This window comes from Microbacterium nanhaiense (assembly GCF_014646015.1).
Lineage (GTDB): Bacteria > Actinomycetota > Actinomycetes > Actinomycetales > Microbacteriaceae > Microbacterium > Microbacterium nanhaiense.
This window is the reverse complement of sequence record NZ_BMMQ01000001.1, coordinates 522,903-535,327: the sequence shown is the minus strand read 5'-3', so window position 1 is coordinate 535,327 and position 12,425 is coordinate 522,903. Positions and strand designations below refer to the sequence as shown.

9 protein-coding genes and 1 pseudogene are annotated in these 12,425 nt (G+C 70.0%); 3 read left to right on the top strand and 7 right to left on the bottom strand.

Annotation, left to right across the window (positions count from 1 at the left end):
• Window positions 1–13: 13 nt before the first annotated feature.
• On the bottom strand, window positions 14–1,048 hold the full coding sequence (gene holA / locus IEX05_RS02635; protein ID WP_188699816.1) for a DNA polymerase III subunit delta: 1,035 nt from the start codon (window positions 1,046–1,048) through the stop codon (window positions 14–16).
• A gap of 111 nt (window positions 1,049–1,159) precedes the next feature.
• Here holA and leuS point away from each other — a divergent pair, with 111 nt between their 5' ends.
• The 3 genes and pseudogenes from leuS to IEX05_RS15180 form a co-directional block, all read left to right on the top strand.
• Window positions 1,160–3,670, top strand: a complete 2,511-nt coding sequence (gene leuS, locus IEX05_RS02630; protein WP_229661080.1) for a leucine--tRNA ligase — start codon at window positions 1,160–1,162, stop codon at window positions 3,668–3,670.
• A gap of 144 nt (window positions 3,671–3,814) precedes the next feature.
• On the top strand, window positions 3,815–4,414 hold the full coding sequence (locus tag IEX05_RS02625) for a ComEA family DNA-binding protein (protein WP_188699815.1): 600 nt from the start codon (window positions 3,815–3,817) through the stop codon (window positions 4,412–4,414).
• Window positions 4,309–6,444, top strand: a pseudogene (locus IEX05_RS15180) (ComEC/Rec2 family competence protein); the annotation flags it as partial. The gene IEX05_RS02625 and the pseudogene IEX05_RS15180, both read left to right, overlap by 106 nt.
• A gap of 184 nt (window positions 6,445–6,628) precedes the next feature.
• Here IEX05_RS15180 and IEX05_RS15585 read toward each other — a convergent pair.
• From IEX05_RS15585 to IEX05_RS02590, 6 genes are read right to left on the bottom strand one after another with little or no spacing between them, the layout of a single operon-like run.
• A complete protein-coding gene (locus IEX05_RS15585) occupies window positions 6,629–7,327 on the bottom strand; it encodes a glycosyltransferase family 2 protein (protein ID WP_229661079.1) in 699 nt (232 codons plus the stop codon).
• Window positions 7,324–8,616, bottom strand: coding sequence for a bifunctional PIG-L family deacetylase/class I SAM-dependent methyltransferase (locus IEX05_RS02610; RefSeq protein WP_188699814.1), 1,293 nt, complete (start codon window positions 8,614–8,616; stop codon window positions 7,324–7,326). Before IEX05_RS02610 ends, IEX05_RS15585 begins: the two co-directional genes overlap by 4 nt.
• Window positions 8,610–9,596, bottom strand: a complete 987-nt coding sequence (locus IEX05_RS02605; protein WP_188699813.1) for an acyl-CoA dehydrogenase family protein — start codon at window positions 9,594–9,596, stop codon at window positions 8,610–8,612. The genes IEX05_RS02610 and IEX05_RS02605 overlap by 7 nt, the downstream gene beginning before the upstream one ends.
• Window positions 9,593–10,585, bottom strand: coding sequence for a cation diffusion facilitator family transporter (locus IEX05_RS02600; RefSeq protein WP_188699812.1), 993 nt, complete (start codon window positions 10,583–10,585; stop codon window positions 9,593–9,595). The genes IEX05_RS02605 and IEX05_RS02600 overlap by 4 nt, the downstream gene beginning before the upstream one ends.
• Window positions 10,582–11,061, bottom strand: a complete 480-nt coding sequence (locus tag IEX05_RS02595; RefSeq protein ID WP_188699811.1) for a type 2 periplasmic-binding domain-containing protein — start codon at window positions 11,059–11,061, stop codon at window positions 10,582–10,584. The genes IEX05_RS02600 and IEX05_RS02595 overlap by 4 nt, the downstream gene beginning before the upstream one ends.
• Window positions 11,061–12,404: an APC family permease gene (locus IEX05_RS02590; RefSeq protein WP_188699810.1), complete on the bottom strand. Its 1,344-nt coding sequence runs from the start codon at window positions 12,402–12,404 to the stop codon at window positions 11,061–11,063. The genes IEX05_RS02595 and IEX05_RS02590 overlap by 1 nt, the downstream gene beginning before the upstream one ends.
• Window positions 12,405–12,425 lie beyond the last annotated feature (21 nt).

Below are 12,425 nucleotides of genomic sequence, written 5' to 3'. Positions count from 1 at the left end.
GGGGCGGGCGGGGTTACGAGCCGAAGGGGGCGCGGGTGGCGACGACCGTGACCATGCGTTCGACGGCGAAGACAGGGTCGCGCGATGCGCCCTTCACCTCCGCGTCGGCGCGCGCCGTGGCCTGGATCGCCATCCCCAGGGTCGAGCCGGTCCATCCCACGAGGTCGCGCTGGGCGCGCTCGACCTGCCAGTCGGCCATGCCCAGATCCCTCGCGACCTGACGAGCCGGGCCGCGCATGCCCGCGACACGCGCCATCGTGCGCAGCTTCATCGCAAAGGCGGCGACGAGCGGCACCGGATCCGCACCCGAGTCGAGCGCGTGACGCAGGGCGAGCAGGGCACCGCCGTGATCACCGGCGATCGCCATGTCCGCGACCGCGAAGCCGGTCATCTCGACGCGACCGCCGTAGTAGCGCTCGACCGTCGCGAGATCGATCGTTCCGTTCGTGTCCTGAATCAGCTGCTGGCACGCTGCCGCGAGCTCGGCGAGGTCGCCCGTGAAGGCGCGCGTGAGGGCCTCGAGCGCCTGCCGGTCGATCTTCCGACGCGCGTGGCGGAACTCCCCCGCCGCGAACGTCACCCGCTCGGCGTCCTTCTTGATCGCCGGGCACGGCACCTCGACTCCCCCGCCCACGCCGGATCGGATCGCGTCGAGCAGCTTCTTGCCTCGCACGCTCGCGCCCGTGTGCCGCAGCAGGACCGTCGCACCGTCCTGGGGCGACTCGATGTAGGCCAGCGCCTCGGTGAGGAACGCGTCGTTGCACTTCTCGATACCCGCGACGCGCACCAGCCTCGGCTCGCCGAAGAGCGACGGAGAGGTCACGGCCAACAGCGTCCCGGCTGCGTAGTCGTCCGCACGGACGTCCGTGACTTCGAGCGACGGATCCTCGTTCTTGAGCTGGGCGCGCACCGAGGCGATGGCCCGCTCCGCACACACCTCCTCGGGGCCCGCGACGAGCACGATCGGTGCCGGGCGCGGATCGCGCCACTCGAGCTGGGGGATCACCGAGGGCTTTGCAGAGGATCCGGAGCGTCGCGGGGCAGCCATCCCTCCAGGTTAGTCGGGACGTGCGACATGCCTCTCGCGGTAACCTGTACTATCCCCTGTCTTCGGCGCCCGCGCCGAGGGAATAGCTTCGATCGATAGGCCCCATCCACCGTGTCAGAATCCATCGCACCGGAAGAAACCGCCGAGCAGGCTCCCGACATCCACGCCATCCAGAACAAGTGGCAGGCGTACTGGGATGAGAACGGCACCTTCCTTGCGGGCGGCGACGAGGATCCGCGCCCGCGCAAGTACGTGCTCGCGATGTTCCCGTACCCCTCGGGCGACATGCACATGGGCCACGCGTCGAACTACCTCTACAGCGACATCGTCGCCCGATACTGGCGCCACCGCGGCCACAACGTCCTGCAGCCGATCGGCTGGGACTCGTTCGGTCTGCCCGCCGAGAACGCCGCCATTCAGCGCGGCGCCGACCCGCGCGAGTGGACCTACGGCAACATCGCGCAGCAGCGCGAGAGCCTCGGCCGCTACGGGGTGTCCTTCGATTGGTCGCGCGTGCTGCACACGTCCGACCCCGAGTACTACCGCTGGAACCAGTGGCTGTTCCAGCAGATGTACGACCGCGGGCTCGCCTACCGCACGGAGAGCCCGGTCAACTGGTGCCCCAACGACCAAACGGTGCTCGCGAACGAGCAGGTCGTCGACGGCGCCTGCGATCGCTGCGGCGCCACCGTGATCAAGAAGAAGCTCACGCAGTGGTACTTCAAGATCACCGACTACGCCGACCGCCTGCTGGACGACCTCGACCAGCTCGAGGGGCGCTGGCCGCACAAGGTCCTGCAGATGCAGCGCAACTGGATCGGCCGTTCGACGGGCGCCGACATCGACTTCGAGATCGAGGGGCGCGCCGAGAAGGTCACGGTCTTCTCTACCCGTGCCGACACGCTTCACGGGGCGACCTTCATGGTCGTCGCCCCCGACAGCGACCTGGCGGCCGAACTCGTGGCGACGGCCAGCCCGGAGACGCGCATGCGCTTCCAGGACTACCTCGACAAGACGCAGAAGCAGACCGACATCGAACGCCAGTCGTCGGATCGCGAGAAGACCGGCGTTCCGCTGGAGCGCTTCGCCATCAACCCGGTTAACGGCGAACGGCTGCCGATCTGGGCCGCCGACTACGTCCTCGCCGACTACGGTCACGGCGCCGTCATGGCCGTGCCCGCGCACGACCAGCGCGACCTCGACTTCGCCCTGAAGTTCGACCTGCCCGTGCGCGTCGTGCTCGACACGTCGGCCGAGGGAGAAGAGCTGCCGAACCCCGCCGAGACCGGCGAGGCGCTCACGGGCGAGGGCGTGCTCATCAACTCCGGCGAACTCAACGGACTCCCGAAGGCCGATGCGATCGCGCGCATGATCGAGATCCTGTCGGAGAGCGGATCCGGTCGGGCGTCGAAGCAGTACCGCCTGCGCGATTGGCTGATCTCGCGCCAGCGCTTCTGGGGCACGCCGATCCCGATGATCCACACGGCAGACGGACGCATCGAGAAGGTGCCGGCCGAGCAGCTGCCCGTGACCCTGCCCGTCGCGAAGGACATCGATCTCAAGCCCAAGGGAACCTCGCCCCTGGGTGGCGCGACCGAGTGGGTCACGACCGTCGACCCGGTGACGGGCGAGAAGGCCCTGCGCGACCCCGACACGATGGACACCTTCGTCGACAGCTCGTGGTACTTCCTGCGCTTCCTCTCCCCGAACAGCGAGCAGTTCGCCTTCGACCCCGCCGAGGCCGACAAGTGGGCCCCGGTCGACACCTACATCGGCGGTGTCGAGCACGCGATCCTGCACCTGCTCTACGCGCGATTCATCACCAAGGTGCTGCACGACCTCGGCCACGTGAGCTTCACCGAGCCGTTCGATGCGCTGATCAACCAGGGAATGGTGCTGCTCGACGGCTCGAAGATGTCGAAGTCGAAGGGCAACCTCGTACAGGTGTCGGAGCAGCTCGACGAGAACGGATCCGACGCCGTGCGCGTCGCGCTCGCCTTCGCCGGCCCCGTGGAGGACGACAAGGACTGGAACGACGTGCACACGGCGGGCGCGAAGAAGTTCCTGGCCCGCGCCCTGCGCGCGGCGCAGGACGTCGCCTCGGAGCCCGGCGTCTCCTTCGACGCCGGTGACAAGGCCCTCCGGCGCGTCACGCACCACCTCCTGAACGATGCGCCGGCCCTCGTCGAGCAGACGAAGTACAACGTGGTCGTCGCCCGCCTCATGGAGCTCGTGAACGCGATCCGCAAGACGATCGATTCGGGCGCCGGCGCCGCGGATCCGGCGGTCCGCGAGGCGGTCGAGACCGTCGCCGTCGTGCTCGACCTCGTCGCCCCGCACACCGCGGAAGAGATGTGGGAGATCCTGGGGCACGCGCCGAGCGTGAGCGCCGTCGATTGGCCCGCCGCCGAGCCCGCGCTCCTCGTCGAGGACGAGGTGACCGCGGTCGTCCAGGTGGGTGGCAAGGTACGCTCGCAGCTACAGGTGCCCACCGACATCACGCCGGAGGCGCTCGAGGCTCTCGCCCGTGCGGACGAGAAGGTGCTGCGCTTCATCGGCGACAAGCAGATCGTCAAGGCGATCGTGCGCGCGCCGAAGCTCGTGAGCCTCGTCGTCAAGTAATCCCGTTCCGTTCCGAAGGGCGTCCCGTTCGCGGGGCGCCCTTCGGCGTGTCGTCGGAAGGGTCAGCGCGTCCACAGCCCTCGTGAGCGCCCGGCTTATCCCCTTCGCCCGCCGCCGGCGGCACCGCGGCCTAACGTCGGGCTCATGTCAGACCTCGAGGCGTACCGGCGCGCGTCCCCCCGCGCGCGCCTCGGGGTGGGCGCCGCGATCGTCCTCGTCCTCCTCGCGCTGGCGGTGACCGTGGGGATCGGTATCTGGCGCGGTCACTCCACCCCTCCCGAGGTCGTCGGCTCCCCCACCGAGGTGCCGTTCGAGGCTCAGGGTGCGGACGAGATCTATGTCCACGTCGCGGGCGCCGTCGCCGCGCCGGGCCTGTACGTCCTGGATTCCGGGGCGCGCGTGATCGATGCGGTCACGGCGGCGGGTGGGCTGGCGGCCGACGCCGGAACGGCCGCCATCAACCTCGCTCGCCCGCTGGCGGACGGAGAGCAGCTCGTCGTTCCCCGCGAGGGCGAGGACCCGCCGGCGGCGGCCGGCGATGGATCCGCGGGCGCGCTCGTCAACCTCAACGCGGCCGACGAGGCAACGCTCGAGACCCTTCCGGGCATCGGCCCCGCCTTGGCGACGCGGATCATCGAGTGGCGCGAGGCCGAGGGGCCGTTCACGGCCGTGGACGATCTCCTCGCGGTGTCGGGCATCGGGCCGCGCGTGCTCGAATCGTTACGCGAACTGGTGACGGTGTGATCCGGGATCTGCGCCTCGTACCCGTCGCACTCGCGACCTGGGCGACGGCGCTCGCCGTCGTGCTGTGGCCACCCATCGCGGGCACGGCGGCGGTCGTGGTGTGGTGCGCGGCGGGGGCGCTCCTCGTCGCCGCCTTCCTCACCCGCCGCGGCGTGCTCGCACTCGCCGCTGTCGCCTGCGCCGCGGCGGCCGTGGCCGCGAGTGGCGTGTGGCTCGCGCTCCCGGCACGCGCGACCGTCGCGGAGGCCCTCGACGGGCCCGTGCGCGACCTCGTCGTGCACGTGACCACGAAGGTCGAACCGACCATCGGCGGGGTCCGGTTCAGCGGATCCGCGACGATCGACGGCGCGACGGCCACGATCGCGGTACGCCTCACGGGTGATGCGCCCGACGGGCTCGATCTGGGCGCACGCGTCACGATCACCGGGGGCGGGAAGCCAGCCGATGCGGGAGAGCCGGCGGTCGCGACGATCTTCGCGCGCTCCGCCGACGTCGTCGAGCGGCCGCCGCACGTCTTCGGCGTGGCGAGCGCGCTTCGGCGCGGATTCGTCGATGACGTCGTGCGCGGTCTACCGGATCCGGGTGGCGGGCTCCTGCCGGGACTGTCCGTCGGCGAGACAAGCGCGGTATCCGACGAGCTCGATGCGCAGATGAAGGCCTCGTCGCTGTCGCACCTGACGGCGGTATCTGGCAGCAACTGTTCCCTCGTCGTCGGCCTCGCCTACGCCGGGTGCGCGCTGTGCCGGCTGGGGCGTCGCACGCGCATCGCCGTCGCGGGGATCGTCCTCGCCGGCTTCGTCGTGCTCGTCACGCCGGAGGCGAGCGTGATCCGTGCCGCCGCGATGAGCGCGATCGCCATGTTCGCGCTCCTGCTCGGTCGGCGCGGCGCGGGCACGGCGGTGCTCGCCCTCGCGGTGACGGCGCTCATCGCCGCGGATCCCTGGCTCGCGACCTCGTTCGGCTTCCTGCTCTCCGCCGCCGCGACGGGCGCACTCCTGCTGCTCGCCGAGCCACTCGCGCGCGGCCTCGGGCGGTGGATCCCCCGCGCCCTCGCCCTGGGCATCGCCGTCCCGCTCGCCGCTCAACTCGTCTGCGGGCCGATCATCGTGCTCTTCGCACCCGAGGTCGCCCTCTACGGTGTCGTGGCCAATATGATCGCGGGCCCGGCCGCCCCCATCGCGACGGTCCTGGGGCTGCTCGCCTGCCTCGCGCAGCCGATTCCACCGCTCGCCCTCGGTGCGGCCGCCATCGCCTGGCTCCCCGCCGCCTGGGTGGCGCAGACGGCCGCTACCTTCGCCGCGCTCCCCGCCGCGCGCCTCGGCTGGGGCGAGGGATGGCTCGGCTTCCTCCTGCTCGCCCTCGTCGGCGCCTCCTGCGTGGTCGTGATCTGCCGCGTGCGACCGGTGTGGTTCCGAAAAGCATGCGGGGGTGCGCTCGCGCTGATCGTGGGGGCCGGCGCCGGATCCGTCGCGCTCGCCGGTGTCGCGGGCCCGCTCACCGCCCCGCGAGGGTGGTCGATCGCACTCTGCGATGTCGGCCAGGGCGACGCGGTCCTGTTGCGCTCGGCGGGCCGTACGGCGGTCGTCGACACCGGCCCCGACGCCGCGGCCTTTGAGCGCTGTCTCGCCCGCCTCGGCGTCGACGAGATCGACCTGGCCTTCCTCACGCACTTCGACGCCGATCACGTCACGGGGGTTCCGGCGCTCGAGGGCCGTGCGCGCACCATCATCCACGGCCCGGTCTCGGAGCAGGGCGACCTCGACGAGGCGCGCGCCGTGACGAGCGACGTGCGGGAGGGCTTCGCGGGCCATTCGGGCGTCCTCGGCGACGCGCGCTGGCGGATCCTGTGGCCGCGCGCCGGCTCCCGCGCCTTCGAACCGGGAAACGACACCAGCCTTGTCATCCACATCTCCGGACCCGACCTGCCGAGCACGCTCCTGCTCGGAGACCTCGGCGAGGACGCGCAGCAGCTTCTCGCCTCCGCCAGCGAGCTCGGCCCCGTCGACGTCGTCAAGGTCTCGCATCACGGAAGCCGCGACCAATCCCCGGCGCTCTATGCCGCGATCTCGCCCCGCATCGCGCTCATCGGGGTCGGCGAGAACGACTACGGGCACCCGCATCCCGATCTGCTCGCCACGCTCGCGCGATCCGGGGCCGCCGTCGCGCGAAGCGACACCGACGGCCTCGCTCTCGTCAGCATCGGCTCGGGCGACCTCACGCTGTGGCGGGAGCATCCCCCATCAGCTGCATCCGCTCGCGGCGCAAGAACGCCGCATAACCGCCGGGCGTGCGACCCTCGAGGCGCGCAGAGGTCACGACCTCCGCCTCGTCCGAAGCGACGACACGGAAGTCGGAGAGCGCTTCGACGAGCGCGACGTCCTCGTGTTCCTCCGCCGACGGAAAGCCTCCGCCTGCGCAGTACGCCGACGCGCGCACACCGAGGTTAGCTCCGTGCACGTGGCCGTTCGCGCGCCCCACGGGGTGCCGCTGCCGCCAGTGTGGCCATAGCTCGGCGGGGTACTCGGCGTCGTGCGGACGAACGGTGCCGATGATCACGTCACACCCCGCATCGGCGAGCGCAAGCTGCGACGAGAGCCAGTTCTCCGGCACGATCGAGTCGGCGTCGGTGTTCGCGATCCAGAGCCGCTCCGCGGGCGTGCGGGTGCCCTCGAGCAGACGGCGCACCCCGAGGGCGCGAGCCGCCCCGACGATGCCGACATTCACGGTCATCACGTGCACGCCCCCGAAGGCCTCGGCGCGCTCCACTGTCGTATCGGTGCAGGAGTCCGCAACGACGATGACATGGCACGGAACGGGAACGGCCTGGATGGCCGCCCGGATCGATGCGAGACACGCCTCGATGCGTTCCTCCTCGTCGCGGGCGGGTATGACGATGCCGATGCACTCGATCACGCGATCCCCTCTTCCTGGGCGACGGATGCGCCCGATATGCCGAATACGTCGAGCACGACGTCGGGCTCTCGGTGCTCGACGATGGTGCGCCAGCCGGAACGCCGGAGGACGTCGTGTACGGCTTCTGCGGCGCCCTCGCGTTGCTCGACGGGCCTGCGCCAGTGACAGGCGAGCAGGTGGGCGTCGTCGCTGGCGATCGCTCGGGCCTCGCGGGCGATCCGGGCCGTGCCCGAGCCGCCCCAGTAATAGCCGACCTCCGAGAGGACGATCAGGTCGAACGGTCCCTCCGGTAAGCCCTCGAGCGCATCCGCGCAGACGGCGCTGACGCCCTCCAGTCGGCGCGCACGCACCCGCTCGACGGCGCGGGGGTCGAGATCCACCGCGACGATCTCGTCGCAGCGGGCCGCGAGTTCCTGGGTCAGTGCGCCCGTGGAGCATCCGATCTCGAGCGCGCGACGATATCGCGGCCGTGGCAGTGACGCGACCGTGAGCGCCCGTTTGCGTTGCTCGTACCAGCGCGTCTCATAACGCCATGGGTCGCTCCGGCGATCGTAGAGGGCTCCGAAGTATTCGGCGCCGAGCCAGCGATCTGAGGAGAAGAACACCTCGACGTCGCGATCGAAGTGTTGGAGCATCTCCGGGCGAAGGAGGGGCTCCGGGCCGCTCGTCTGCGATCGGAAGACGCCGAGAGCGCGACGCTTGACGGATCCATCGCCCGGGAGTTCCTCGAGCCTGTCCCAGGGCAGTCGAGTCCGATCTGGATGGGCCCAGTGCCACATCCAAATCGGATACTCGAGAAGGGTGTTCTCCCCCGCGACCTCGGCCATGATCTCGCCGATGACGCGATGATCGCGGTGCCCGTCCCCGCGCCAGGGCGCCGCCAGAATCGTCCGCGGGCCCGCATCGCGCAGGACATGTCGCAGCTCTCCGGCGATCTCGGCCCGATGCTCACGCGTCGCACCGTCCGGAAACCCCAGGAACTCGACATTGGCACGGGGTGCGAGCATTGCGACCGCTTCGGTCGTTTCGAGACGTCGCGTGTGTGCGAGGTCCTGTTCGGGCGAGGATGCGGCTCCATCGGTGACGACGATCACACTCACCGGCATGCCTCGCGCGGCGGCTTCCGTCATCAGCAAGCCGGCTCCGAGAACCTCGTCGTCGGGATGCGCGGCGATGACGACGAGTGCGTCGTAACGGTCGAGAAGCACGCGAGGGCGATCGCGCAGGTGGGGTGTGGCGGCCCATACCCTTTCTGGCGTTCCGGGGGTGGCCGCATCGAAACTCACCATGGCGCGCTTTCGGCCCCGATAGCGGCCGCGCCGAGCGAGGCGCGCTCGCGATCGACGGCGTGCTGGCGCACGTAGATGTCGAGGTCCGCGACTCGCCGAGCGTGGGCCTCGTCGAGCGCGAGCGGTGCCGGTCCGAGGGCGCGTGCGCTGCGCCAAATGACCTCGTCTGCCGCACGCGCGACGATACCTCGAGCGCGTTTCGCCGGGAGCCGTCCTGGTGCTCCCGCGTCCGCAAGCATCGCGCATTCCGCCAATGACAGTCGCGCTGCACCGAGGATCTCGTCCACCGCACCGAGGTGAGCGAGCGCCGTCTCGGGTGAGTTCTCGTGGAGCAGACTTCGAAGGTCCTCGGCGAGCGCGACCGCACCGCCGTACCAGCACGCGGCCACGCCCGCGCCACCCCACGCGAATTGCGGCCGTTCGGTGTACCACCCGGGTGCGCCGAGCGCGCGCGCGGGCACGGCATCGAAGTCGACCGGTCCGCTCGGGATGTCGGTGAGTCCGACCGCGTGCCACGTATTGGGGGTGACGGTGACGCCGGGATGGCGGAGGTCGACGTCGAAGAGCCGGTTTCCGCCCGTGTCGGCGGCGGTCACGAGCGCGCGATCGAGGGTCTGGGCGAGGGAGCACCAGGGCTTGCTTCCGGTGAGCACCCATCCGTCAGACGACCTTCGAGCGACCAGGGTCGATGCGGGCCCTTCTGCCGCGTACACGCCATAGCGGTCGACAGGAGGCGCTTCACCCGCTTGCCGCAGGATCGATACCGCGTCGAGGTGAGGCTCGATGGCGCGAGCGAGCTGCAGATCGTGCGCAGCGATCTCCGCGAGGGTCTTCCATTCCGTGAGCGTGTGGCCGCCGCCGGGACCATGCCATTCCTGTCCGAGACGCACGGCGAGCTCGAGTGCGTCGCCGATGGTCTCGGGGAGGGGGTCGGGCAAGAGACGGTGCGTGGTGTTTCCGAGTCGGGGTGAGACGCTCATGATGCTCGGGTGATCCTTTCAGTGACTTCCGCCGGGATCTCGTCACACAGGGTGACGACGACGTCCTGCACCTGCCAACTGGTCTCGGCGATGCGCTCGGACGCCTCCGCGATGCGTTCGGTTCCGGCGCCGGCCTCCTTCGGCACGATGAATGCCTCGATGTGCAGGACCTGCCCCATGTCGCGCGCACGCACGCCGGCGTCGGCGACCCACGGCAGCGCGTGGAGCGTGCCGAGGATGGTCGCGATGTCGGAGTGCGGAGCGGTGCTGTCGAAGCGGAGGGCCCGCTGGTCCATCAGGTCGGAGAGGGCGACGCGCGTATTTCGGAGGCCGTCGCTGATGATGCCGATGGAGATGAAGATGGCGGCGGCGCCGTCGAGCCACCACAACCCCATGCCCACGCCGAGCACGCCGATCACCGACGCGGCATTCGTCTGCCAGTCGGCGGTCGCCATGTCGCCGTCGGCGTACAGGACCTTGTTGTGCAGGGTCCGTGCCGCGCGCACCTTGGCCGGCCCGTAGAAGAACGGACCGACGACGATCACCGACATGACGGCGATCATGAGCCAGCCGAGCCAGATCGTGTGGCCGAAGAGATTCACCGTGCCGATGCTCGGGTGTTCGAGTCGGATGAGACCGAGGGCCGACTCGATGGCGAGCGCACCGCCGATCGTGAGGAGCGCGACCCCCGCGACGAAGTGGCCGATGCTCATGGCGCGGTGGCGCCCGTACGGGTGCTGGGTGGTCGGTCGCTTGCGCACCATCGGCAGCGCGATGAGGAAAACGATCTGCGGGAGGGTGGAGAGCATGTCCTCGACCCAGGCGGTGCGCATCGATTGCGAGTTGCCGACCACGATCGCGACGAGGAAGATCGTGACGGCGCTGTAGCAGAGCGTGAAGATCTCCCACCTCACGGCGGACCTGAGCGCGCGCTGCTGTTCCTCGGGCAGGTCGGTGCGGCCGAACTGATGACGCGCGGTGGCGTTCATGTGAGGCCCTCCTCATCGAGGTACGCCTCGAATGAGGACAGGAGCGCGTTCTCCCCCATCGGCAGGAGCGCGACCGACATCGGCGTGTTCTCCGGCGCACCGGGTGGCAGGAACCCGCGGCTGAGCGCGGCCAGATCGGTCCATGGACTCTTTTCCGTGAATCCGCCGACGGCGAGGTCGAGCTCGCCCTGATCGATGGCGTCGGACAGGGTCTCCTCGCTGCCGAGGGTCCAGAGAACGTCGGCGTCGATGGTGTGCGCGTAGCCCGTGACCACATCGGCGATCGGCCCGGTGGGGCCGCCTGGTCCCTCCGCGATGCGGCCGGGATCGGGCGAGTAGCCGACGCGCAGAGTGCCGCCCTCGACGGATTCCAGGCTGCCCTCTGGATCCGAGGGGATCGTGATGCCGCACGCGGAGGTGCCCAGGGCGACCGTCAGCGCGAGGGTCGCGATGGCGCTTCGGCGCGCGGCACGCATCACTGGGTCGCCTTCGTCCGGCGAGCGGTGAGGCGGGTCACCCCATAGATGACGGCGCCGACGGCGAGGAGAATCGCACCGAAAAGCCACACCGAGCCGCTCTGCTGGGTGAGGAGGAGGATGCAGGAGGCGATCCCGAGAACGGGGATCGGGGTCCAGACGCGGAAGTGCGGCCGATCCACCCGATCGCGGCGCAGCACGAGCACCGAGACGTTGGCGCTGAGGAAGACGAAGAGCAGCAGTAGAACGACGGTCTCGGCGAGCGTTTCGAGGTCGCCGACGAGGGTGAGCCCCATGGCGACGACGGTGGTGACGAGGATCGACACCCAGGGCGTGCGCCGATTCTTCAGGACCCGGGCGAGGGCGCCCGGCAGCAGGTGCTGCTCGGCCATGCCGAAGGCGAGTCGGCTCGCCATGATCATGGTCAGCAGGGCGCCGTTGGCGACCGCGACGAGCGCGATGAGGCTGAACAGCCACGACGGCACGCTCACGCCGGTCGCGTCGACGACGGCCAGCAGCGGGCCGCTGGATTCCTGAAGTTCTTCCGGCGACAGCATGATCGAACTGGCGAGGCCGACGAGCACGTACATTACGCCTGCAGTGATCAGCGAGAGGAAGAGCGCGCGCGGGTACACCCGGCGTGGATCCTTGACCTCCTCGATGACGTTCGCGGAGGTCTCGAATCCGACGAACGAGTAGTAGGCGACGATGGCGCCGCCGAGGATGGCGGTCGCCGCGCCCGTTCCCTCGGGAAGCTCGGTGACGCGCGAGATGTCTCCCTGTCCGCCGCCCATGAAGACCGCCACGGCGACGATGACGATGACCAGGCCCGACAGCTCGATCGCGGTCATCACGAGGTTGCTTCCGAGCGATTCGCGGATTCCCCGGGAGTTCAGCGCGGCGACGAGCGCGAGGAAGACGAGCGCGGCCGGGATGACGGGCACGTCGATGAACGTCCCGAGGTAGTCTCCCGCGAATGCCAGGGCCAGTCCCGCGGCGCTGACGACGCCGGCGGCGAGCATGCTGAAACCGACGAGGAAGGAGATGAGCGGGCTGCGGAACGCCCGCTCGGCGAAGACTGCCGCGCCGCCGGCGCGCGGATACTTCGTCACGAGCTCCGCATAGGATCCCGCCGTGAGCAGCGCGAGCGCGAGCGCCACGATGAGCGGCGCCCACAGGGCCCCGCCGACATCCTTGGAGAGCACGCCCATGAGTGCGTAGATCCCGGCGCCGAGGACATCGCCGAGGATGAACGCGTAAAGCAGGGGGCCGTTGATCGCTCGACGCAGACGCGGCGCCCCATCGCTCGACTCGGCTTCGGTGCGTGGCTGTGCGCTGCTCATGTCGCGAGAATACCGATGCCA